This window comes from Brevibacillus porteri (assembly GCF_003013475.1).
Classification (GTDB): domain Bacteria; phylum Bacillota; class Bacilli; order Brevibacillales; family Brevibacillaceae; genus Brevibacillus; species Brevibacillus porteri.
This window is the reverse complement of sequence record NZ_PXZO01000049.1, coordinates 1-22,406: the sequence shown is the minus strand read 5'-3', so window position 1 is coordinate 22,406 and position 22,406 is coordinate 1. Positions and strand designations below refer to the sequence as shown.

Here is a 22,406-nt window from a genome sequence, read left to right as displayed (position 1 = left end):
GTTAACCTTCCTGCTCGCTCTGACTTCGGTACTCTTTAGCGGACATGCCTGCATACTTGCGAAAGCTGAAGCTAAAGTAATTGGGATCGGTATATCCTACTTTCTCCGCGACTTCAAAGGACTTCAAATCGGTCGTCCGCAACAGCTCTTTGGCTTTTTCCATGCGCAATGACAGGAGATAGGACACAAAGGTGGTTTTCGTCTCTTTCTTAAAAATACCGCTAAAATAACCGAGGCTGATGTGCAGATGATCGCACACCTTGTGGATGGATATGTCGGGAGAATGATAGTGCGTGTGGGTGTAGTCCAATGCCTGGGTGATCAATCTTCTGTACGTCGTTTGCCGTCCGCTTGAGATACTCGCCATGATACGCTCACAAATTTCTGTAATCTGTCCGCGGGCATCCTCCATACCGGTAAAAGTCGTCATGACCTGCAACAGGTGGTATTGCCCACCAAACAACTGATCCATATCGACCTCAGCTCGATGAGCCGTCTTCAAAATCGTCGTCATAATCTCCAACAAAAAAATTCGATAATCGTCAATCGATATGGGTACACCCATCATTTGATCAAACATTTCATCGATTACGGTCCGAAGCTCCGCACTCGTCCCCATTTTGATACACCGAACAAATTCATGCTCCCTTCTCTCATCGAGTCGTATCTGCTCACTCGCTTGCTTTTCCACGTCATTGATCACGATCATCCTGTTGCAGCCAAGGATGCTTTTGTAGTCGAGTGCCTGTCTGGCGTCCTTATACGAGTAAGGGAGTGCTGCTACATCTGTCACGACGTTGCCGATTCCGATTGTTACCGTGATGCTCATATATTTTTCAATCGTTCGCCTGATTTCATCTGCGATGTTTTGTGTTCGCACTTCAATTCGCTGCGTGTCGTCTGCCATTGTTTGCATGAGCAGCACGACCTGATCTTCATGGAGAAAAACGATACCTTCCTGTTTGCCTGCGTTCAGCTGCTCTTCTGCAATATTTTTCACAGCAAAAAGAAACAGCTGCTGCTCCTCCTGCTTGGGCTGGTCTACACAGATGACAGCCACGAGATATTCGGGACTCCTGAGCTCTATCCCGTATTCGCAGGCTTTTGAAAAAACATCGTGCTGGACTAGCTGACGACTCAGCAAAGATGATAAAAAAACCTCCCGCAAAACCGGCAAGCTTTTTCGATAGCTATCGCGCAAAAGCTGAACGTTTTCCCGATGAGCCGCCTCTTCGTCCATCCGTCGCTTGACCTTGTCCAGCGCTTCCATCAGCTCACTCGCAGAAAACGGCTTGAGCACATATTCATCAATTTGCAGCTTCACGGCCTTTTGTGCATACTCGAACTCATCAAACCCAGTCAGGATAATGATGCGAATGGCAGGGTACTCGCGCCCGATGGACTCCGCCAGCTGAAGTCCGTTCATAAAGGGCATCTTGATGTCGGTTACGACGACGTCCGGTCGCAGTCTCTCTACCAATTCCAATGCCTCTCTGCCGTTCTCTGCTTTGGCAACCACCTCGTATCCGTGGCTATGCCAGTCAATTTCTTGGCTAACCCCTTCTCTCACATCTTCTTCGTCATCTACCAATATCAGCTTATACATAGGCACCTCCCGCTGTTGTACTTGTACAACGGGAGGCGACTGTTTTCCTGCCAATGGAAGGTTATGGCGTTACCACGTCATATTCAGATCATCTGCATAGAACAGAATCGCTTTATGATAGGCCAAAATCGTAGGATCGCTTGAGGTTTCTGCGAGGTTTTTCAGGAGGAGATTCATGGCTTCGTGGTGCTTCCCGAGATTGTAATAGGCCATGGAAAGAAAAATCGGAAAGGAACGGTCCTCGGGAAACTGTTGCATCCCCTTCGCGAGCGTAGCTGCTGCCTGCTCGTATAGTCCCAGCACGCGATACGTACTGCCCAGACCCAGTAATGCCCCTTGCAGGTCGTCATCGATAGACAGTCCAAGCTCAATCGCTTTTTCGTAAAAGGGAACGGCTTCCTTCTCCAATCCGGCTGCGTCGTGGCACCACGCACATTGATAATGGGCGACAGGATCAGTCGGGGATTGGCTGACGAGCTGAAGGGCAAGCTGGATCGCTTCGTCCAGATGCCCTTCTTTTCGCAGTTGAATGATATTTTGGATCATCGGGTTCATGTGAGCACTTCCTTTGCCTGAGTATCTCTCTTCCCCCTAGCGTAACAGGGCAACTTGGCAAGGTGAAGACGTAATTTATGTGCCCTGCAAAGATTTTGCCCGCTCTCTTTCGCTTCTCCGTTGTCGGTACGCTCTCATCCACGACCAGCCCAAAATGAGAAACGGAACCAGAACCAACAGGATCAACAGAATGCCGTCCCAAAACTCCCACGAGTGAAGCGGAGCGTTCTTCATGTCGTCGCCGATGATCCAGATAAAATCGACCGCCATGCGCAGCTGATACTGGACAAAGAACCAGATTCCCCACACAGATCCAATCAAGTAGATCCAGCTATACCAGCGGATGACTCTTTTCTCATGATCGGCTACGTACTCCCATTCCTCCTGCTCATCCTGCCTCAAGGAACGGAATTTCCCTTTTAGAAACAGACGTGTATTCACCATCAAATTGGAGCAATGGAACTTGGTTGCCAACACGTAATACAAATCCGTCTGCATGAAAACCATGAACTGAAAGGCCAAAGCCATGAGCAGGATCACATTCAGCATACGAATGAATGCTTCCATGAAAGGCACAAGCGTCAGCCAGCCTTGATCATTGGCAAACAACAGAATGACACCGATTCCCATAAACATCGCATCCCAGGACATTCCCGCCAAAAACGCCCTGTATCTGCGCTGTGGCTCCACGAGAACAATATTGGACATATTCGTCTCTGCTACAGCAAAAACAAGTCGATGCCCCAGACCAATACGACTGCCGATTCCCAATGATCGGGCCGCCATTAAGTGGGCCATCTCATGGAAAAAGAGAAAAACCCAAGTGGCCACGAAAGAAACCACAACCGAAACTGTCACGGAAGAAGAAACAAAAATATCGGAATAGACCGGGATATACTTGCCTGTAAACACACAAATCAAAAGACCTGTGACAAATAAGAGACCGTATAATCCAAAGGCAACACGATTAAAGAAAAACTGACCCGTCTCCTGCTTGATCCAAGAGAAATGATCTACTACCGGTACTGGCTCGTTGACAACTTCTCCATCTGCCATGTACACAAATTGATAGGAAGCAATTAAATCCTGCGCAAAGTCAAGCACATCCACCGGTTCGCCCAACTGTTCTTCCATAATCGTCGCGACTTCATTGATGCTCTTCCCTTCATCCAGCATATCGATGATCTCGACACCAATGGCCGGAAGCACAATGAAATTGCTGATATCCGTTCGTCCAATGAGGATCTCTTCCTCGTTTTCCGCCCGACGCGCAAGCGGGTGCATCTTGAGAATGCTCTCTCCTGAGATGTTCACTTGACCGACACCTTCCTCTCTTACAGGAACGACTCCTTACTTTGCGAGCACTTCATTTCTCTTGATATGAAAAATCGGCTCCGTTCCGCTGCCGCCCCCGCAAGTTGGGCATTCGGCTTCATTTCGCTCCCACTCAAAAAACACGCTCTTTTCCAACGTGTTGAAATCGAAAATGATAAATTTGCCCGCCGATTGTACCGGAGCGATTCCTGTCAAATACCTGATGGCATCGGAAGCCATCATTCCCGTAATCATCATGGTGTTGGGGGCAATCGTGGCGGTAGGCAGAATAAAGTTGGTATCGAGCAGCCTTTGAATCAACTGCGGATAGTCCTCGATCTGTGTAGAACGATGCAAATGCATGCAGTCGATACAGCCTGTCTTGCCCGGTTCTACCATGAAGAACTGTCCTTCGATCAGGTTGAATCCCCCGGCAATGAACGGGATTTGCAGCTTGGTGCAGGCATGATTTACCCATCTCTGCAAAAAGAAAAAGGGCTGATCGGCTGCGAGCATCACGAGGTCACTTCCGGTAATAACCCGCTCCACGTCTTCGCTGGACTTGATTTGCAGCGTCTCCGTTTCAATCAATACCTCAGAATGAAGCCTTCCGATGAAATCACGTGCCGCTTCCACCTTCAGGCGACCAATATCATGCTCGTTAAAGACCATTTGTCTGTTCAAATTACTGAGCTCTACTCTATCAAAATCCACGAGCTTGATATGCTGGATTCCCGCTCCTACTAGATTGACCAGTAGTGTAGAGCCAAAGGCACCCATTCCCAGGATCGTCACTTTTTTTCTACTTACTTGCTCCTGTAGCTCGCTTGGACTTTGATTGAGATCGGTAAACAAGGAGAAGTAGCGGATATTCGCTTTATATCTTTCCTTTTGTTCTGAAGTCAGAGCGGAAGCCTCTTCCTTCGCCTGATCCATCAGGAAGCCCAATCCACTCAGTGATTCCACTGCTTCCGATATTTCTTCATACGTAATTTCGGGGTAATCCACAACCAATAATGTATGTATTTCACCGATAGTACGAGTGCCATCCATCAGTCTGATCATCTTGCGGATGGACCCGTTCTCGTCTTCCAATTCGAAGGTATAGCCAGGAGCCTCTCCCAAGCGGATCATTTGCTCTGTCACTTCATAAACGGGATGTACTGGTTTAAATAAAGGACGACGTTCCATACAAAACACCTCCCAATAATGGGGTTCGCTAACCCGGCTCATTTTAGATGAAAAAAGGGAATAGCTCGAGTGCTATTCCCCCTCTTCTTAAGAGAATTAAGCTGCTACTGCAGTAGTGCGAACGCTTTCAACTTTTTTCGCTTGGATTTTCATGGATAGTTCCTCCTCTCTATGATCGAAAATTAAGACAAGTTCATTATATTTCATAAATTTACAGAAATCTACAAATATTAGCAAAAAATTATATATTTTGGTAATATTCGACTATTTATTTCGTATGCAATAGGATTTTCCTTCCATTTTCTATGAATATTCTCAAAAATCCTTCTTTCAGGGAAATACTTTTCATTCTTTTTGGAAAATGCCCCTGTTTTTGGGACACTTTTATTTCTGGATTCGTAGTACTAGGATGTAATAGAAAAATTTCACCAAGATCACTTTTGTTTGATCAAAAAAGGAAAAGCTGCGCAGCGAGCCTTTTTTGCTTAGGGGGAGCACACATGGAGGAAGATCGAGTGATCATCGGGCGGGTCTTGAAAGGAAACAAAGACTCCTACTCCGAGATCATTTCCAGATACCACGGAAAAGTAAGTTCCATTCTTCGTAAAATGCTGGGACATACACCGGATGCACAAGATATCGTGCAGGAAATTTTCATTAAGACGTATTACCATTTACCAGAATATAAAACAAACTACGATTTTTCTGCATGGTTATACCGGATAGCAGCCAACCACTGTCTGGACGAGCTGCGCAAACGCAAGCGAAAGCAGCGGCTCACCGCAAGCGAAGAGATAGAACCAGTGGATAGCCATACGCCGGAGGTTGCCTTACTGAATAAGGAGGGTCAGCGCCTGTTGCGTCAAAGGATGATGTCCATCGAAGAAAAGTATCGGATCGTCCTCGAAATGCGCTACTTCGAATCATTGAGTTGTGAGGAAATCAGCCATCGACTGTCCATTCCGTCGAGTACTGTGCGGACGCGCCTGTCTCGTGGAAAGGACAAGCTAAGGGAAGCAATCGGGCATGCAGGGCAAGGGGGGGACTTTCATCTATGAAATGTTTAGATAAAGGACAAATTGCTTTGTATCTATACAACCTGCTTGAGCCAGAGGAAGCCAAGGTCATGGCAGCCCATTTGGAAGAATGCCGTCACTGCCAGTTGAAGTTAAAGCAGGAGCTGGACGAGCTGGAAGATCCGGAAGAATCTCTAGCGACAGACGAGCCAACCGATGCTGTCATTCATGACATTATGGTGAATCTGCCTCCTTACCCCATACACGTTCTGAAACGATCAGAGAGACATCAATTACAGAAGAAAATCGATTGGAAGAAAAGGAGCCTGGATATCGTGAAAAAAGCAACTATCGCCGTAGCAGGAATGGCAGCAGTCGTCTATTTTGGAACACTGACTTCACCATCTTTTGCGACTTATGTAAATGACTTCTATGCCGCTACCATAAAATCACAGCCGAAGCAAACAGAGAGCAGCTTGTTTGCAGAAGAAGCGTCCGAGGACCCCCTCATCCAGCGCGGACTGGAAGAAGGTTATAACAAGAAGCTTGATTTGAAAGCCATCGACAACGGAATGACGCTGGAAGTAAGAGAAGTCATGGCAGACACGAGGGATGTCCGGATTATTTTCGGCTTCAAGGATAAGAATGGCAAGCAGCTTGAAAAGTTGTTCCGGAATTTCCCACTGGGAGGTCAAGATGAACGGAGCGAAACCTATGAAATCAAAATCACAGATGAAGATGGAAACGTTCTTGAGACAAATGATAAGTACCATCTTAATTATAACAAGAAGGAAAGCATCGGCGAAAAAGATGAGTACTTGATGGTCAGCCGACCGATTAGCAGATATTTTACAGATGTCAGCAAGATTCCTGACAAACTGAACATCGAGCTTAGCATCAAGAAGCTGGACAAAGTTGACGGAAATTGGAGCGTGACCATTCCTGTTGATATTTCCAAAGCAAAAAAAGAAACAAAAATTGTTCCCATCAACGAGCATTATACCGCTCCCAATGGCGAAGTGATTAATCTGAAGCAAGTAACGGTGACACCTGGACAGACTGAATTCGTTATCGAGAATACAGAAGGAAGTGGTAGTTCCCAATCCTTAACTTATGAAGTTGTGGACGACAAAGGAGCTGTGCTCGCAGCCTGGAGCAATCTTGATCTAACGAGTGAATTTGGGGAAGAGCCGAATCCATTTTTCAAAAATGTTAGCAGGGAGTATTTCGTTCGTGCAACCGACGACAAAGATATTCACTTCATCACCTTTCATTCCTTGCCGGCGGATAAAAATCTAACCTTTAGAGTGGGCGATAATTACGATCAGATTCCTTCGAATTTTAAGCAAAAGCTGTCCACTGAAACACTGAAGACCGCGCCTGTCACGATAAAGCACGATGGAAGTACGCTAACTTTCTCAAACTTTGCTTCAGAAGAGATAACAAAAACAAACCCAATCACGTCTGAAAAACATAAAATGCTACGTAGTACATTACAGTTTGAAGCAACTTTGGCACCAAGTGTGGCCTACTTAGATGACTTTCAGGGTGTTGATGACAAGGGGAAAGAGTACCGTTTCTATTTCTTCGGCACAACAACAAAAGATGAAAAGGGCAATTTTATCATGAAAGGTACACTCCAAGAAGATATGAACGTAATCCCGAAAGAGCTGACGTTTACCTTCGAGGAGCAAGTGAACGTAAAGAAAGACATGGATTGGAGCGTAGCCATTCCGTTGAAGAAGTAACCCAAAAATGAAAAACCACCTTTCCTCATGAAACTGTAACAGCTCATGGGAAAGGTGGTCTTTTTTAGATTTCGGTTCCTTTTACAGCCTTCAAAGTAGCTAATGCAGCAGCTAGATCGTCATAGATGACATTCCCTACGACAACCGTATCTGCAATCGCAGCCATTTCTGCCGCTTGCTCCGGGTTGCGAATCCCGCCACCATAAAAGAGGTGGGCTTCGCCCGCGCCTGCCTTGGCAGCCTTCACGATTGCCGGATCGCCGTATGTACCGCTGTACTCCATATAGACAATCGGCAAACGACATATGTTCGTCGCTACCTGTGCGTACGCTTTGGCCTGCGAGGCATCCGCAATCGGACGTGCTTTCGTCAGATGTGCTACGCCCGCATCTGGATTGGCGATAATATATCCTTCTGTAATGATCTCATCCCAATGAATATAAGCGCCAAACGCTTGAAGCCCCGATACATGCGGAGCAAAAATCCAGTCTGGATCGCCAGCGTTCAGTACGAGCGGGATCAAGTACGAATCAAATCCCGGCACAACTGCATCCAGTGAGGAAATCTCCAAGACAGCCGGTACTGCGTAACGTCGCAATCGCGACATCAATTCGAGCGTATTGTCATAGGTCACACCGTACGTGCCGCCTACAATGATCGCATCTGTTCCGGACTCGCAAATCGCCTCCAAGGCCTCGTCATCGATTGTTTTATCCGGGTCTAGTTTAAATGTATGGCGCCAGCCACGATAGTCAATCAACGTTGCCTGCCTCCTAGCTATTTTCCGATCCGCTCAAGCGCCATCTGGTATCCGTCATTTCCATAGTTCAAACAGCGTTTGACACGGGAAATAGTCGCCGTACTTGCGCCGGTCTCTGCTTCAATCTGATTGTAAGTAAAGCCTTTGCGGAGCATTCTCGCTACTTCCAGGCGCTGTGCGAGCGACTGCATTTCGTTCACCGTGCACAAATCGTCAAAAAATTGATAGCACTCTTCCATCGTTTCCAGGGAAAGAACAGCTTCAAACAACTGTTCGAGCCCTTTTCCTTTTAATTTTTCCAATTGCATGTCTGTCACCTCTGTTATATAGTCCGTCTTTCGAACGGTTTCTCACTGTACAATTTTTAAGCACTAAAGCTTTAACAATTATCTTAGAAGAAACCGCCTTCATCCGCAAGCCCTAATCCTTACTGGAACTTGAGCGACTTCGACAGACCTGGTGAGGTCGACAATATCGCCACCCATGTATTTCCTGGCAAAAGCGGTGCCTCTTGCGTCAAAGCCGCGTCCTCATAGGCACGGATGACACCATTGCTGCGCTTCCATTTGACCTTGCGTGCTTTTCCTTGCTGGAATAAATAACCGTCCCCCGGCCCGATTACATCGACCGATAGACGCCCTTCTTTATCCAGCACGCGGTGTTTGGCAGAGATGACCAACAAATTGGTCGTGGACAACTGTTTCTTGTCGCTCAAGTCCAAATGCGGCTTACCTGCCGTAAAGCGCATGTATTTCTTTTGCTCGGCATCATAGGTAAAAGCAGCTTTATTCAATGAGTGGAAAGTCAGATCTACCTGTGTTGCAGGCTCGCCTTCCTTGATCTCAGCGTCCTCCTTCAGGAAAGTGAAGTGAGGCACCTCTGCCGTTTGACGCATCCCTTTATCCTGCATCGCTTTTTCCAAGAGCTCTGGCTTGGTGTACAGATTATGTGGCATTTTCCGGAATTTTTCTCGCCAAAAGTATTGACCGTTCGGAATTTCATCCAGATGGCTGTAGTCTTTTCTCGCCAAGGTTTCCAGCGCATCCGGACTGCCTCCTGCGTGCACGAGGACCGCATCAAAGCCGTTCCCGATCTGGATAAAATAAGGGCGGATACTGCGGACAGGTCCAATTACTTCTGGTTTTTGGCTTTGAAATATCGCAAGAAAGCGGGTCATTTCCCCTTCTGACAATACCTCATAAATCATATCCGCTTTGTTGACACCTGTTTGTGGACGGGCGGGCGGCGCGTTGTTGATCATTACCATGATCGGGCGTTTGCTTCCCAGGTTTTCGTGACTGCCAAGTCCTGTCATCGGTGCCTTATACGCATACTCGACGGGCTGATTCGTTTCCGGTGGCGTTTGCACAATCGGATCGGGTATCTGCGGACTAGGTTGGGTGTCCACCGGCTTTTGAGCGCAGGCCGTTGTTAAGAGCATGAAGGCTAATACCATGAGAGACGATTTGACTGTTCGTTTCATATGAATCGCTCCTTTCCATCTCTCGTTGTCTTTTTTTCCCTGTTTCTTTTTCCAGAAGGATACAGGGGAATCCTGCTTCCACACGTTTTCCACGATTCTCATACGCCCGTGCCACACATCTTGTTTTTGGCTATGCTACAATAATGAAAAACAGATGCAAAGCGAGGCCACAATCTATGAATACCCCCTACCTCGTCTATCTGGTGGACGATGAAACAAACCTGTTGGAGCTCTTGCAATCGTATTTGCAAAGTGCCGGATTGCAGGTGAAAGCGTTTTCTAGTGGCAAGGACGTCTTGCCGTTACTTGATGAAGATACACAACCACATTTGTGGATATTGGACATCATGATGCCCGACATCGACGGCTATGAGCTCTTGCGTCTCATTCGTGAAAAATCAAATGTCCCGATCATCTTCATCTCCGCTCGCGATCAAGATGTCGATAAAATCATCGGACTGGAACTGGGCAGCGATGACTACTTGGCGAAGCCTTTTCTACCACGCGAACTGGTCATCCGTGCGAAAAAGCTGCTACAGCGCACCTATGAAAAGCCCGGTGCCACTGCTTCCTCTACCCAAACTTTCCAAGATTGGGTAACGGTTGATCCTTATATGATCTCAGAAAAAGGCAGACAAGTAAAAGAAGGCGACGAACTCATTGATTTAACCACAAAAGAATTCGAGCTCATCGTCTACCTTTTGCACAATCAAGGCTTGGCCTTGAATCGCGAGCAGATTCTGACCTCCATCTGGGGGGAAGACTACATTGGCTCAGACAGGGCTGTCGATGACTTGGTGAAGCGCATCCGCAAAAAAATGCCCAAGTTTCCATTGGAGACGGTCTATGGCTTCGGCTACCGAATGACACGTATATGAGCAAATTCCGACTGAAAAACCTGCCGATTTCCAGGCAAATCCTCATTTTGTTCATGATCCTGACAAGCGTCCTCGGGGTTGGCCTTGGCATCGGGTATCCATTGGCTGTCAAACAGTATCTGGTATCCAACACTTACACGCTCTTGGAAGAAGAGTTTTACACATTATCACAGCATATCTCCTTCAACGAGCATAATGAGCTGCTGCCTGTTCCGGCTGCGGCCCCTTACTTTTTACAGCTCTTGCTCCAACGTTATGAGTACTCATTTGATATGATCGTCTATGCTGAGAACGGACGAGAGCTGGGCAGCCGAAGCAATGGCCGCATTCCCTACGAGGATGCCAAGGAGTTGTTCCGACAAGCCGCCTCGTATCCAAGCAACAAGCTCCAGCATGGTTCGCTGGACCGTGGAGCCGAGAGCTATTTGTTCGTCAGCAAAAAAATGGATTACCACGGCTTCCCCTACTACATGGTGCTGTTCTCCAAGGAACAGGAGCTCAACCAGATCAACTCGATTTTGACACGTCAGTTTTTGTTCATATTTGGTCTGCTGCTGCTCGTAAGCTGGTTGTTGGCCGTGTGGTTTAGCGGGTATTTGAGCAGACCGCTGCGCACACTTGAAGAGCTGTGTAAAAAAATCGCTCGTCGTCAGTTCGATATCCCGCTTACGATGGATCGCGGAGATGAGATCGGACAGCTCGCCCGCTCATTCGATATGATGAAAAACCAACTGAAGGAATACGACGAGTCACAGCAACATTTTGTCCAAAATATTTCCCATGAGCTCAAAACACCAATCATGGCGATTCAAGGATACACGCAAGGCCTCATCGAAGGCGTCTTTCAGGGCCCACAGGCTGAAAAAGGGCTTTCCATCATCATGGAAGAGAGCAAGCGTCTCGAAAAGGTCGTCGGACAGCTCTTGTATATCACAAAGATCGAGTCTGTCTCTCAAATGATGCAAGTCGACCGCGTCGACCTGTCAGAGATGATGCACCTGTTGAAGCAGCGTCTTTCCGTGCTCAACCCGCAAATCGAGTGGGAGTTAAATCTGGCAGCCGACTTGATCGTGGAGGGAGACGGCGAGCAATTGAGCACTGCGTTCGTGAATATCATGGAAAATCAACTGCGTTACGCCAAAAGCCGACTTACCATCACAGGGAGACACGCAGGAAAAAGCGTCGTCGTCGCGATTTCCAATGATGGGCCACCCATTGAGGAGGCGCTGCTGCCGAATTTATTCCAGCGTTTCCGCAAAGGAAAGTCGGGCAAGCATGGGCTTGGACTCGCGATTGCCCGTGCCGTCTTGGAAGCACATAAAGGGACGATCGATGCCCGCAACGATCCAGATGGACCTTGCTTTACGATGATCGTACCCGTTGAATTTAAAGGCCGATTGAACTGATAGGAGGGGACACTTGTCCTCTCTTTTTCTATTCTAAAGGAGAAATTCGATAAAAGCGTAGGAAGATACCGTGACAAAACCGAGCTTCTCATACACGTGTATCGCCGTGGGATTATCTGCAAAGACAATTAAATAAACATGATCAGACTTCTCCAAGCCAATCCGGGAAATATCTGAACTGATTTGCGTACCCAACCCTTTTTGCCGATGATGGACAGATGTGCCAATGTTCCCGATTTCGACGTAGGCTTCGTCATAGACATGAAAGCCGGCTACGGCCATTGGCTCTCCTCCTTCCGAACAGAGTGCGATGTGTGGCATTTCTGCTACTTCCTCCGCCCGAAAACTAATCATGCCGAGCTCTGCCGCCATATTCTCCACGATCTGTGCTTCAGATAACTCCAGTATTCGTGATTCTCCCACAGGTAAAAGCCGTTCTGGATCTGCTAGTTTCATCAACCACATGGTACGTGTGGCGAGTATATTCGGAATCTGTACGCGCGTCAGACAAGGCTCTGCGAGTGCAATCACGCCCTTTTGTCCATCTGGCAGGCTGCCATCTAGCACTTCTTTCATATAAATAATTTGCTGGTTATGAGTCTGTGTTTTTATCAACCAGTAGCGAAAACAAAATCGCGAGAAACTCAAATCATTCATCACCCAGAGCATACGCCCGAAAGATGAGTTGGTACTTTTTGCGGCTGGTCTTGGTGGAGGCACATCAGTTACTTTTGACTCTCAAGACTTCCGGAGAATTGTTCTGGAAGGAACGGGATCATTGGTCATCAGCAAAGATTCGAAAAAAGTGGAAGAGATCAACAATGTGAATGATTTGAAAGGGCTGTTTACGTCTGCTTTGGCAGCTAACAGCTTGCACGACCCGATAGCGCTACAAGAAACTGATGAAAATGGCGTTACTCAATTTGCCAAGGTTCACCATGTTGGACTGCTTGGTGTACTGGACAAGAAATTGGAGAACATGGGGAGCTTCTTCCTGGATGAGGCAAAAAATGAGCTCATCGAAAAGTTGCCGTTAAGTGGTACCGTTTTTAGTGGGTATCTGCAAGATAAGCATGACTTCCGCGTATCTGCTTACACGTTCTATAAGGTGGAGGCATTGCCGCAGCACTTGGCAAAGGGATTGGTAAAAGAGTACGAGGAATTTGTCCAAAAGCAAAAAGCTGTTTCGTACCGGTAAGACTCCATCGCCAAAATTGCCGTTGCTGATGATGAAAACCTGGATCTCGATTTAGACTTGTCTGAGTTGGAGATCGATATGGCGGAGATTGAAGCTGCAGCAGCGAAAGAAGAAGACGAAGAGATTGACTTGAATAACCTCAACTTTGATGGCATTGATCTCGATTAAGCCATAAAGTGTAGGGTGTAGCTGCACAGCAACAAGGGGATAACAGGGGAGCTACTGTAGAAAAGACCTACTTGCCTGAAATGGCAAGTAGGTCTTTTTATCATGTTGCGGCCAATGACGAGGCTTGACCCATGAATGGACTTCCGGACTTCCGTAGACATACCTTCGGACTTCCGTAGATGTACCTTCGGGGGTTCCGAAGATATACTTTCGGGGTACTTTAAACGTACCTTGCCAATATGTTATGATGTACAAAAACTGGTTTGCTTTTGTGTTATTATATAATGCGATTTCGTACCTCCTTTGTGTTATCGATAGCACATGGTAGGGACAAAATAAAAAGAGACCAAAGCTCTATCTGCAGCTTGGCCTCAATACAATAGAGTGCGCCAACACTCTATTGGTAGTACAAAGACGTTCCCTCAAAGGGGCGGCTCAGCTTAATAGCTCATTGGAGTGACCACCGAATGCTTGCTGGCAAGGGTGGTCATTTCTTTTTTGGGGTCATAATGAAACTTAACAATGCGATCAGAAATAGCCCAGACTGTATCATGAGCGACATTGTTTCGTATGTAATTGCCATATTTCTCACCTCCCCGTGTTTTTGACCTGGGAGATAAGCTGGCTGACCCTTGGAGCCGTATCTTTGTACTTCTCCATATTTTACTATCCTTTTCGGTGAAGTGCTAGGAGAGTATGCGAGTTTTCTGTATTTGCGAAATAAATCACGTAAGACTGTCTTGACAATGCTAGTAATCAGAGAATCATATCGGCGTTCCAAATTGTTGCATGATGCCCCTAATCATTCCCGTTGTGTGCAAATCAGGATCAATCACTCAATCAAACTCAATCAGGTGGTTGTTGTAAATGGACTACTTTGAGTGATATATTGATAATACAAAAATGTATTTGTATTTTTGTTTTATTGTGATTTTGTACCTGCTTTGTGTTTTATAGCACAGTGTAGGGAAAAAATAAAAAGAGACCAAAGCTGTGTCTGCAGCTTGGCCTCAATACAATAGAGTGCGTCAACACTCTATTGGTAGTACAAAGACGTTCCCTCAAAGGGGCGGCTCAACTTAATGCACGAGGATGTAAACCACCTTTGCCTCCAAGCTTCGGGTGGTTACTTCTTTTTTTGGGTCATTTTAAAAACGAGACCTAATAATGCGATAAGAAACAGCCCAAACTGCATCATGAGAGACATCGTTTCGTGTGTAATTGCCATGTTTATCACCTCCCTGTGGTTCTGACCTGGGAGATAAGCTGGCTGACCCTTGAGAGCCATATCTATAGTACTTGTCCAAATTTTACTATAGTTTAATCATTCATACCAGTTCAGAATACGATAATCGTTTGGGGAAAACGTTTGGTGAAATAATCGTCAGGAGTGAAGTAGTGAAGGCAGATCAAAGGTGTCCCAGCACCTCAAATTTCTTTTCATGACGAGGATTCCGCAAAAGCAATCATTCAACTAGATGGTGCATGGTTGTATGAAGAGGAGGAGTGGAATTACTATGACATTAAGCAACTTTGAGCAAAACCTTGATCGATATGAGAAAGGGATCATAGAGACTCTTCGGAACAAGTACGGTATGGGGGATGCTCTCGATAAATTCTTGGAGTATCATGATGTGATGAAAAGACTGGATCGATTTGAAAGTCCAGAACAAAAAGCCGACATCCTTGCAAAAGCAATTCAAAAAGGGATAAAACCTGATGATTGGCTTCGTCATATCGAAAAAATGGAACGGGCCAGAAGAGATTTATATGTGGAAGAAAATCCATTACTTGCGCAACAAGAGAAGGAAATTAGGCGTTTACAGGGTCAGGTCACAAAGTTACAAAAAATGGTTCAATCTGCAATACGAAATGAACCCTTTAGGACGAGTTTCTGTATCAGAGGCAAAGGCAAAAGAATTTGCCCGAGAAGCAGCTACTCTAAACCGCCCATTTAAAGGTGTCAGGGATGCGGTGCGCTGGTTTGTTGGCTCTGGTAGTACGTCAGAATTGCAGTCCAGCCTGACGGTTCGCGGATACGCAGATGGAGTTCCTCGCCGGGTTCAAGAGGGAAAAGCTCCATTTCAAGCGAGAGTAAAAACAATGCATGGCGATGTGATTGTGACAGTTGGGGAAGATTCCCAACAAAGAGCGATAGGGAAAAAGGGCCAGGGATGAATCCTGGTCTTTTTGCTCTTCAGATGTTACGGCGTGGTCGGGGGTCGGTAACCGGACATTTTTAGCTAAGGCCAAGAATGCAAAAAACCCTCCATTTTGGAGGGCCTACGACTTAACTTCTTGCCGAGGTAGATTCTAATTTTTTTCGAAGAATTCCCAGATATTTGCGTTTGTTTTTGTTTACCCCTTGTTGAGATATACCCAAATGCTGTGCGACTATTTCTTCTGGAACTCCATGAATCACGACTTGCTCAATAATGAATCTTGCTTTAGCTGGAAGGGAATTCAACATTTCTTCTACATGCAATTTAGAATTTACGGAAGACTATACCGAAAGGTACGTACGGTGTTGTAGAAAGTCGGCTATCCATTAGTTGGATAGCCGACTTTCCGATTCTCTGAACTTTATTTTGAAAAATTCACCTCAACATCCATTGGATCAACCAAATGTCCAGGTGTCTTCTTATAGAATCTATAAAGTTCTACTGGAGTCCCTTTATCAATTCGTTTATAAATCTCATGATTAGGGAAACCATCGTGTCTTCCGTTAAAACTTACACGTCCAGTTTTTCTATCAACAGAAATGTTGTACTCCCAGTCAATCGCAGGGGAAAGTTCCGGCAAAGCAGAATTTCCAGCCGAACCTTTGATATATAGGGACGCAGTCGTTGGGGTTAAAACTGTATTCTTATATGTGATATCCTTGTCGCTTGTCAACGGATATTCTTTAATATATTCCTTTCCGGTTGCCCTATTTTCAATTTTCGTTCTAGTTGGTCCCACCGCTTTGTACACGTCAATTGTGGAAGTATTCCAATTAATCACAATGTGTTGAGCCATTTTAAATAGCTTATTCTGATTTTCCGTCCAGTAGGTAAAATCACGGTTGTTTCCTTCACCATAATAATTGTTATAAGGATCAGCAGTAACTAATAACCATTCATCAGGGATAAACGCTGCTACACGCAATTCTACAATATTCGCCATTTATATCCATCTCCTATAGGAATTGTAAGATGAATGATAAGGGCGCATAACATAAAGGTCGCCCAACCTTCATGCTATGTTGATATCAATCACCTTCACCCATATAGGTAATCAGGATTGGTTTTCTACAACCGAATGTTAAACTTTTTGATAAAGGTCCTTCAATTAAAGGAATCTCGGTCATTCAAGCCACGACATCGAAAATCTCAGAATAGGCCAAATCTACTGGGCCAAGTAATTAACATTCAAGCATAAGTAGCGAAAAACGCTTAAATAACAAAGAGATCGCGACCCACTAATGAAGTGCATTTGATAATATGTGGAATTTATTGATAAATAATAATAATATTGAAACTAATTCAATTGAGGGAGGGAGCGACCATTTGTATTAAAGTGCGCTCTACGTTAGTAGGTCTTATTTACGGTTTGGTGACTATGTTTTTTTTGAGTTTTATCATTTCTTTTCTCGGGGATTTCGCAGCTGGTGGCATGTCGGTTGGGGGAGCATCGTTTGGGGGATGGTTATGGTTTTTGGCGACTTCCCTATTTCCTGTCTCTGTTATTTCTTGTATTTCAGGTTACTTCCAGGCATTCAGGAACATTCGCCTATGGGTATATTGGGTTTTATGTGCTTTTCTAGGTTTTATAATCCCCCTTTTCATGGGGTCAGTTGGTGCTACGCTGATGCTTATTTTAGAGTATGGCTTTGAGCGTGTAATGACCCCGTCAACAGAGATTACAGCGAATGATATCATGCATGACTATTTTAAATTAGCACCCCTATATGCCCTGATAGTACTACCAGTTACGACACCCTTTTTGGCTCTTTGGCTTAAAGGAATGCAAACTTTTCTAACCTATGTTGAAAATAAGTGGAAAAAGGGGACCTTGTGAGCTGTAAGGATCGAATCTCCTTCGAACCGGCCAGATCATTATGAGCGTCAATAGGCTAGTAAATGGGGTACCGCCAGCAAAGTAACCAGAAACCCACGTTAAGGGGAAAAGTGCCGTAAAATACGCCTTTTGCGACAGTTTTTGTGGGGGCATAACGGTGTGAATCGGCATTATTCCCTTCGTAATCAGTGAAAAAAGTGACGCAAAAGTTTCTTTGCGTAGGAAAAAGTGGCTTATTTGATTGGTAAAATCTCTTAGCGTGGGTTTTATGTCATTTGGTTGGCGGTCGCCCAAACAAGAGCCTCAACTTTTTAGTTGGGGCTCTTGTTATAAATTAGGGCGTGATCTGGTTCTTTTTTGATGGAGTGACCAATCATCTGAACGGCTCTAATGAGGTAAATTTCGATTTTTCAATGACTAGCCAACCCTACACCTAGAATAAAAACGCATAAAAGGGCCTTTGTAGCTCGTTTGGTAAGGTGTTTAAACATAACCGGTAGCAAAGGGATTTAGCCTAATCAAGACGTTGATCGGGCTATTCGTGTTATAAAAAATTTTAAAAAAGCCCTCCATTTGGAGAGCACTGCAAAAGTCTACTTTTTGTGGCTGAGTGCAGGTAAAGCTTGCCCTTCCTTTTTTAATAATACGATTCAAACGAAAAAATGCAGTCCGTCCTCTCTAGGAGGCGGGCTGCATTTTTTCGATCAGTGTAACGATTCGCTTTGCATTTACGACGAAGGCCGTAAGTATGGCCTGCATACGCATGCGAAACAGACCACGGTATTTGGCCTTGGTCATCCCATGATACCTTTTTAATTCAGCATTTTTATGCTCGATAATCGGTCTGCGTCGAATACGTTCTTTGAACGTATCACTGTTCTCAAACTCGATTTGCTCTATGTAGTGTTCCGCCATGATCCGGATGGAATAGGTTTTGCTCTTCGCTCCTGGCTTGAAACAGCCTTCCCTAAATGGGCATGTCTTGCATTTCTCCGTATCGAAATAGAACACAAGGGATCGGCTTTTGCCATTTTGTTTGCTCCCTTGAACGGCTTTTCTAATGCTATGTTGTCCTGCCGGACAAATAACAAAATCCGCATCTTTGTTGTACTCAAATCCCTCTTGCCTGAGTCCTCCGTTGTGTACGACCGGGTTTAGCGGAACCACAGGCTGAATTTTCTTGGATTTCATCTCGGCCAGGTTATCTTTGCTCGAATACGCAGTGTCACCAATCACTTCTTGAACTTCTATCCCTGCGGATAGCGTCTGGTTGAGAAGCTCTTTGAACTGTTTTCCGTCATCTGAACTTCCCCCTGTGACTTCCACAGCCGTAATGATTTCTTCTTCTGTCATGGCAAAATGTTCTTTGTAGCCGAAAAGGACTTTGTACTGCTCTTCCATCCAAATCGTGCATCTGGATCAATAGCTGACATAATGCCCTTATTGGCAAGGAGACGCTCGTCTTCAACGATGGTCTTCGCGATCTTGATCTTCTCGGCACCATTTTGATCTTTCTTTAACTCCGGTAACCATGGTAGTTTCTTTTCGAGCTTTGAGTGCTTTTTCACCACAACACGGAATAAACGCTTTGCCGCATCCCGTAGCACTTCAAGTGGCTTTTGATTTTGCGAAGCTGCCAGCGTATGTGTAGAGTCCATGATAATTGACTTTGACTTCACAAGTCCTTTTTCGATGGACTGACGTACAACCGATTTGAGAACCTCATCTACGGCTCCTGCCCTTAACCGATGATTGCGAAAACGGGATAATTGCGAGGGATCTGGCAGTTTATCTTCTGGATTAAGACCTAAAAACCATTTGTAGGCGAGGTTCACTTGGGCTTCTTCAATTATGCGATCGTCCGAAAGATTGTAGAGAACCTGTAGAAACAACAAACGAAACAGAAGTTCCGGCTCGTTAGCTGGTCTACCGTAGTACTCACAGTAAGAAGAGCGAACCAGTTCATGAATGAAAGTGAAGTCAATAGCTTCATGAATTTTACGCAGTTGATGGTCTTCGGGAATGAGTTTATATAATTCGGCGTGGAAAGACACGGTCAATTGTTTAGCAGACGGTAGCACTTATTCCAACTCTTTCGTTTTCTTCCCAGTATACGACAAAACCCAGTACCTTGCGGTACTGGGCTACGATTAACAGAAATTAGGTGGACTTTTGCAGTGCTCTCATTTGGGAGGGTCTACGACTTAACTTCTAAGTCAGCTTCTAATTTTTTCCGAAGTAACCCTAAATATTTCCGTTTGTATTTGTTTACCCCTTGTTGAGATATACCCAAATGCTGTGCGACTATTTCTTCTGGAACTCCATGAATCACTACTTGCTCAATAATGAATCTTGCTTTAGCTGGAAGGGAATTCAACATTTCTTCTACATGCAACTTAGCATCTACAGAAGACATTTGATTCTGCCCACAGGCATTTTCTATGATCGGAAGCTCTCGGGTGGAAATCTTCTTTGCTTGATACTGCAATCGCCAAGCGATCCTTCTTAAAACTCCTCTACACTTCTCTATTAATAACTCATCGTTCATGTTTTTCACCGTCCTACCTTATAGGTAAAAAAAGAAGGTAAAAAACAACTGTTTTTCATAAAATATTCCATTCTTTTTCTGAATGAAATACTCAAGAAACGTAATGAAAACGCCATTTCATCGCGTTTTCGTATCATATAAGTACAAAAATAACGCCCAAAAGGGGCGCTATTCGATCTATATATCCTCCATGTCCAAACGCTTCTTTGTTTCAACTGGAGGCGGATGAGAAAGAAGCCTTTTAAGAATCAAGCTAAGGAAATTACTGACCGATTTCTCTCCAGCCCTCAAAACGCTAGAATGCTCAAATAATCGCCAGTTGACACTCCCCATGCCTGAAGGCAGGAGAGTGTCAACCTTCCGAAATATAAAAAAAGATGCGATTTCTCGCACTCTGTAAGTGTTCGATTATTTGTACTCCGGTGGCGAGTACGCCCCTGCAATATCTCCCGATCCGAAGGCTCTGCCTCCAGCGACACCAATACGGGTTGATCGTAAGAACTATAGGAATCGCGTCTTGACAGGCGCGGGACTGGGATTAGTCTCCCTTTCTTTTTTTCTTTGCTTTGATTCGGTATACGATTGCTACAACAACAAGTACAAACACTCCTAGCACTATGAGACCCGGATATCCTACACTCCCCATACTACTCCCTCGCTTTCAATTCATATTATACAAATATTGTAGATACTTGCTATCCGTCAGATGGAACATCTTAATCACTATTTATTTCGAGACCAGATCAAAAGAAAAACGAGGCTACCCCTTAATGTATTAAAAATCCATTTATGGGATGAGCCTCCTGTATGGTTTTATATTACTTTTTCCCAGTTCCTGTGAACTCTAGGCCTCCAGAAGCGTTTTTTACGGCTCCTTTTGGGGTCAAGTAGTAATATGCTACTGATGCATTAAACGGCTGATCAAACGAATATGTAAATTTTGACTTATTACTTGCCGTCCAATCGCTTGTTACCGTAAAATCAGCAGTCTTTCCAATATATGTCCCGCCTGAACCTACAAGACCGTATGCCTCCATCTGGATCGAATTTTTAAAATGGGTCGGCGTCCCTTTTTGTACTTGTGTGGTTATAGTTCCTTTGAAATTGTTTTCCCATAAATTCAGGCCAACATACACTGTTCCCGACATGCTAGCAGTAAAGACTGTGTTTTTATCACTTCCAGTAAGTGTCCAGTTATCCCGTTGAGCATCCGCAGAACGCACGCTTAGTTCTGATCCAGCTTGCAAAGCATATTTTTCACCAATTCTGCATCTTCATCACTCAAAATTTCCCCAACGCTATATTTATCCCCAATTGCTCTCATTATTTGTTCGGGAGTCTGCTGTTCGGCCGCTGCAAATGCAGAGCTTCCGCTCCCCCCAATAATCGAAAAACCTAGTAAAAGAGTAGTAGCAGTCAACAGAGATTTTCTTAAAAATAGGACTAAGTTTTTTTCATTTATGCTCTCCTTAAAATAAATACGGTAAATTCAACCTTCTTTTCCATATTACAAAAGATGTTCTTCAAAAAAGTTACAATTAAGTTACAATTTCAGAAAATAGAAAGAAGGGACCTCCTAAGAGCGTTCTCGTAGCTGTTCAGGCGTGGGGGAGCGCTCTTATTTTTTTGTTGTCTTAAATACAAATCCAACGCGATTCTCGCGTTATGGGGGGAAGGCAGGATAAGGTGCGCCCACGCGCACGACCACTTAGGAATTTTTTTTGGCATTGGTTGTAAAAGGACCTCGTTTTTTTCCTTTATCTATGAAAGCGACAAATTGACCGGTCAAACAAAGTCGCTTATTACATTTAGATAGGGGAAAATAAATATGAGCTTGCGTGGAAAAAAGATTTTCATTGATCCAGGTCATGGTGGTACAGCTTCTGAAGGTAAAAATCGTTGTGGAACTTACGCTGTAGGTACTTCTGGCAAAAAATCTGGGAATGAAAAAAGTTCTGCCCTTGCAATCGCTGAAGTCGTGGTAGAGTATCTGGAAGAGGCTGGTGCAAATGTTAAGATGAGCCGTACAACGGATGATCCAGTTTGCTTGGATGAACGTGCCAAAATGGCAAATAAATGGGGCGCTGATATCTTTGTTTCCTTCCACCATAACAGTAGCACCAATACAAGCGCTAATGGTCTCTCGGCACACTACTATAAATCCGAGGATAAAGCACTAGCGGAAGCTATTCTTCCAAGAATCGTAGATTATACCGGCCTCGATACATGGGGAAGTACAGGAATTAGAAAGGACAACTTCCAAGTACTGCGGGATACTGATATGCCGGCAACATTGCTTGAATTGGGTTTCATGTCCAATCCAGATGACGATGCGTTTATTGCCGACTACGACAACAAGATTGACATGGCTGGTGGTATCTACCGTGGTATCCGAGATTATTTTGAATAAAAAATGCTAGAAAGAATATAGCATCAAACAAGCCCCTGGAGGATCTGAAATGCACCCCTTAGAATA

The 22,406-nt window shown here is 45.0% G+C and carries 22 protein-coding genes and 1 pseudogene; 9 read left to right on the top strand and 14 right to left on the bottom strand.

Translation table 11 applies throughout. The features are described from left to right. Position 1 precedes the first annotated feature (1 nt). The 4 genes from C7R92_RS23400 to C7R92_RS23385 all read right to left on the bottom strand — a co-directional run bounded on the left by C7R92_RS23400 (position 2) and on the right by C7R92_RS23385 (position 4,666). Positions 2–1,606, bottom strand: coding sequence for a response regulator (locus C7R92_RS23400; RefSeq protein WP_106835825.1), 1,605 nt, complete (start codon positions 1,604–1,606; stop codon positions 2–4). A gap of 69 nt (positions 1,607–1,675) precedes the next feature. Then, positions 1,676–2,161, bottom strand: coding sequence for a tetratricopeptide repeat protein (locus C7R92_RS23395; protein ID WP_069847243.1), 486 nt, complete (start codon positions 2,159–2,161; stop codon positions 1,676–1,678). A 75-nt stretch (positions 2,162–2,236) separates the two neighbouring features. Further along, the gene (locus C7R92_RS23390) at positions 2,237–3,475 is read right to left on the bottom strand and encodes a hypothetical protein (RefSeq protein WP_106835824.1); all 1,239 of its coding nucleotides are present in this window, start codon (positions 3,473–3,475) and stop codon (positions 2,237–2,239) included. A gap of 36 nt (positions 3,476–3,511) precedes the next feature. Beyond that, positions 3,512–4,666 carry a HesA/MoeB/ThiF family protein gene (locus tag C7R92_RS23385; RefSeq protein WP_106835823.1) on the bottom strand — a complete coding sequence of 385 codons (1,155 nt, stop codon included), beginning with the start codon at positions 4,664–4,666 and terminating at the stop codon, positions 3,512–3,514. A gap of 500 nt (positions 4,667–5,166) precedes the next feature. Here C7R92_RS23385 and C7R92_RS23380 point away from each other — a divergent pair, with 500 nt between their 5' ends. Beyond that, the gene (locus C7R92_RS23380) at positions 5,167–5,724 is read left to right on the top strand and encodes an RNA polymerase sigma factor (protein ID WP_106835822.1); all 558 of its coding nucleotides are present in this window, start codon (positions 5,167–5,169) and stop codon (positions 5,722–5,724) included. Then, the gene (locus C7R92_RS23375) at positions 5,721–7,430 is read left to right on the top strand and encodes a DUF4179 domain-containing protein (protein ID WP_106835821.1); all 1,710 of its coding nucleotides are present in this window, start codon (positions 5,721–5,723) and stop codon (positions 7,428–7,430) included. The genes C7R92_RS23380 and C7R92_RS23375 overlap by 4 nt, the downstream gene beginning before the upstream one ends. A gap of 64 nt (positions 7,431–7,494) precedes the next feature. On the opposite strand, the gene pcrB is transcribed toward C7R92_RS23375, so the two are convergent. The 3 genes from pcrB to C7R92_RS23360 form a co-directional block, all read right to left on the bottom strand. Then, complete coding sequence (pcrB, locus tag C7R92_RS23370) at positions 7,495–8,190, bottom strand: heptaprenylglyceryl phosphate synthase (protein WP_106835820.1); 696 nt, start codon at positions 8,188–8,190, stop codon at positions 7,495–7,497. 17 nt (positions 8,191–8,207) lie between these two features. Next, entirely contained in the window at positions 8,208–8,498 is a 291-nt protein-coding gene (locus C7R92_RS23365; protein WP_007717484.1) for a YerC/YecD family TrpR-related protein, read from the bottom strand. A 119-nt stretch (positions 8,499–8,617) separates the two neighbouring features. Further along, positions 8,618–9,673 (bottom strand): DUF3048 domain-containing protein, encoded by a 1,056-nt coding sequence (locus C7R92_RS23360; RefSeq protein ID WP_069847514.1) that lies wholly within the window; start codon positions 9,671–9,673, stop codon positions 8,618–8,620. 176 nt (positions 9,674–9,849) lie between these two features. On the opposite strand from C7R92_RS23360, the gene C7R92_RS23355 reads away from it, so the two are divergent. Together C7R92_RS23355 and C7R92_RS23350 are read left to right on the top strand one after the other, a co-directional pair. Beyond that, positions 9,850–10,551 (top strand): response regulator transcription factor, encoded by a 702-nt coding sequence (locus C7R92_RS23355; protein ID WP_017249777.1) that lies wholly within the window; start codon positions 9,850–9,852, stop codon positions 10,549–10,551. Further along, complete coding sequence (locus C7R92_RS23350; RefSeq protein WP_106835819.1) at positions 10,548–11,957, top strand: sensor histidine kinase; 1,410 nt, start codon at positions 10,548–10,550, stop codon at positions 11,955–11,957. Before C7R92_RS23355 ends, C7R92_RS23350 begins: the two co-directional genes overlap by 4 nt. A 33-nt stretch (positions 11,958–11,990) precedes the next feature. Here C7R92_RS23350 and C7R92_RS23345 read toward each other — a convergent pair whose 3' ends face one another. Beyond that, the gene (locus tag C7R92_RS23345; RefSeq protein ID WP_244195807.1) at positions 11,991–12,533 is read right to left on the bottom strand and encodes a GNAT family N-acetyltransferase; all 543 of its coding nucleotides are present in this window, start codon (positions 12,531–12,533) and stop codon (positions 11,991–11,993) included. 202 nt (positions 12,534–12,735) lie between these two features. On the opposite strand from C7R92_RS23345, the gene C7R92_RS23340 reads away from it, so the two are divergent. After that, positions 12,736–13,155: a hypothetical protein gene (locus C7R92_RS23340; protein WP_106835818.1), complete on the top strand. Its 420-nt coding sequence runs from the start codon at positions 12,736–12,738 to the stop codon at positions 13,153–13,155. A gap of 655 nt (positions 13,156–13,810) precedes the next feature. Here the strand turns inward: C7R92_RS23340 and C7R92_RS33430 are convergent. Beyond that, positions 13,811–13,885, bottom strand: a complete 75-nt coding sequence (locus C7R92_RS33430) for a putative holin-like toxin (protein WP_412678994.1) — start codon at positions 13,883–13,885, stop codon at positions 13,811–13,813. Positions 13,886–14,449: 564 nt separating this feature from the next. Then, positions 14,450–14,551, bottom strand: a complete 102-nt coding sequence (locus C7R92_RS32965; protein WP_017252200.1) for a putative holin-like toxin — start codon at positions 14,549–14,551, stop codon at positions 14,450–14,452. A 289-nt stretch (positions 14,552–14,840) separates the two neighbouring features. Between C7R92_RS32965 and C7R92_RS23335 the strand changes: the two genes are divergently transcribed. Continuing rightward, positions 14,841–15,281, top strand: a complete 441-nt coding sequence (locus tag C7R92_RS23335; protein ID WP_106835817.1) for a hypothetical protein — start codon at positions 14,841–14,843, stop codon at positions 15,279–15,281. A gap of 16 nt (positions 15,282–15,297) precedes the next feature. After that, positions 15,298–15,501, top strand: coding sequence for a hypothetical protein (locus C7R92_RS23330; RefSeq protein WP_106835816.1), 204 nt, complete (start codon positions 15,298–15,300; stop codon positions 15,499–15,501). 405 nt (positions 15,502–15,906) lie between these two features. Here the strand turns inward: C7R92_RS23330 and C7R92_RS23320 are convergent, their stop codons facing one another. After that, the gene (locus C7R92_RS23320; protein WP_100169641.1) at positions 15,907–16,488 is read right to left on the bottom strand and encodes a DUF3238 domain-containing protein; all 582 of its coding nucleotides are present in this window, start codon (positions 16,486–16,488) and stop codon (positions 15,907–15,909) included. 435 nt (positions 16,489–16,923) lie between these two features. Between C7R92_RS23320 and C7R92_RS23315 the strand changes: the two genes are divergently transcribed. Continuing rightward, positions 16,924–17,382, top strand: coding sequence for a hypothetical protein (locus C7R92_RS23315; RefSeq protein ID WP_244195806.1), 459 nt, complete (start codon positions 16,924–16,926; stop codon positions 17,380–17,382). A 678-nt stretch (positions 17,383–18,060) separates the two neighbouring features. Here the strand turns inward: C7R92_RS23315 and C7R92_RS23310 are convergent. The 3 genes and pseudogenes from C7R92_RS23310 to C7R92_RS23300 form a co-directional block, all read right to left on the bottom strand. Then, positions 18,061–19,463 (bottom strand): annotated as a pseudogene (locus tag C7R92_RS23310) (IS1182 family transposase). Between the two features lie 116 nt (positions 19,464–19,579). Beyond that, a complete protein-coding gene (locus C7R92_RS23305; protein WP_106835814.1) occupies positions 19,580–19,930 on the bottom strand; it encodes an RNA polymerase sigma factor in 351 nt (116 codons plus the stop codon). Positions 19,931–20,748: 818 nt separating this feature from the next. Further along, positions 20,749–21,177 (bottom strand): hypothetical protein, encoded by a 429-nt coding sequence (locus C7R92_RS23300; protein ID WP_146147626.1) that lies wholly within the window; start codon positions 21,175–21,177, stop codon positions 20,749–20,751. A 581-nt stretch (positions 21,178–21,758) separates the two neighbouring features. Between C7R92_RS23300 and C7R92_RS23290 the strand changes: the two genes are divergently transcribed. Next, positions 21,759–22,340: an N-acetylmuramoyl-L-alanine amidase family protein gene (locus C7R92_RS23290; RefSeq protein ID WP_106835811.1), complete on the top strand. Its 582-nt coding sequence runs from the start codon at positions 21,759–21,761 to the stop codon at positions 22,338–22,340. Positions 22,341–22,406 lie beyond the last annotated feature (66 nt).

Coding starts and splice junctions, on each gene's coding strand:
- C7R92_RS23355 (WP_017249777.1), top strand. CDS start 9,850: ATGAATACCCCCTACCTCGTCTATCTGGTGGACGATGAAACAAACCTG.
- C7R92_RS23365 (WP_007717484.1), bottom strand. CDS start 8,498: ATGCAATTGGAAAAATTAAAAGGAAAAGGGCTCGAACAGTTGTTTGAA.
- C7R92_RS23385 (WP_106835823.1), bottom strand. CDS start 4,666: ATGGAACGTCGTCCTTTATTTAAACCAGTACATCCCGTTTATGAAGTG.
- C7R92_RS23315 (WP_244195806.1), top strand. CDS start 16,924: ATGTTTTTTTTGAGTTTTATCATTTCTTTTCTCGGGGATTTCGCAGCT.
- C7R92_RS23380 (WP_106835822.1), top strand. CDS start 5,167: ATGGAGGAAGATCGAGTGATCATCGGGCGGGTCTTGAAAGGAAACAAA.
- C7R92_RS23400 (WP_106835825.1), bottom strand. CDS start 1,606: ATGTATAAGCTGATATTGGTAGATGACGAAGAAGATGTGAGAGAAGGG.
- C7R92_RS23375 (WP_106835821.1), top strand. CDS start 5,721: ATGAAATGTTTAGATAAAGGACAAATTGCTTTGTATCTATACAACCTG.
- C7R92_RS23335 (WP_106835817.1), top strand. CDS start 14,841: ATGACATTAAGCAACTTTGAGCAAAACCTTGATCGATATGAGAAAGGG.
- C7R92_RS23350 (WP_106835819.1), top strand. CDS start 10,548: ATGAGCAAATTCCGACTGAAAAACCTGCCGATTTCCAGGCAAATCCTC.
- C7R92_RS23320 (WP_100169641.1), bottom strand. CDS start 16,488: ATGGCGAATATTGTAGAATTGCGTGTAGCAGCGTTTATCCCTGATGAA.
- C7R92_RS23360 (WP_069847514.1), bottom strand. CDS start 9,673: ATGAAACGAACAGTCAAATCGTCTCTCATGGTATTAGCCTTCATGCTC.
- C7R92_RS32965 (WP_017252200.1), bottom strand. CDS start 14,551: ATGGCAATTACACACGAAACGATGTCTCTCATGATGCAGTTTGGGCTG.
- C7R92_RS23395 (WP_069847243.1), bottom strand. CDS start 2,161: ATGAACCCGATGATCCAAAATATCATTCAACTGCGAAAAGAAGGGCAT.
- C7R92_RS23345 (WP_244195807.1), bottom strand. CDS start 12,533: ATGAAAGAAGTGCTAGATGGCAGCCTGCCAGATGGACAAAAGGGCGTG.
- C7R92_RS23290 (WP_106835811.1), top strand. CDS start 21,759: ATGAGCTTGCGTGGAAAAAAGATTTTCATTGATCCAGGTCATGGTGGT.
- C7R92_RS23305 (WP_106835814.1), bottom strand. CDS start 19,930: ATGAACGATGAGTTATTAATAGAGAAGTGTAGAGGAGTTTTAAGAAGG.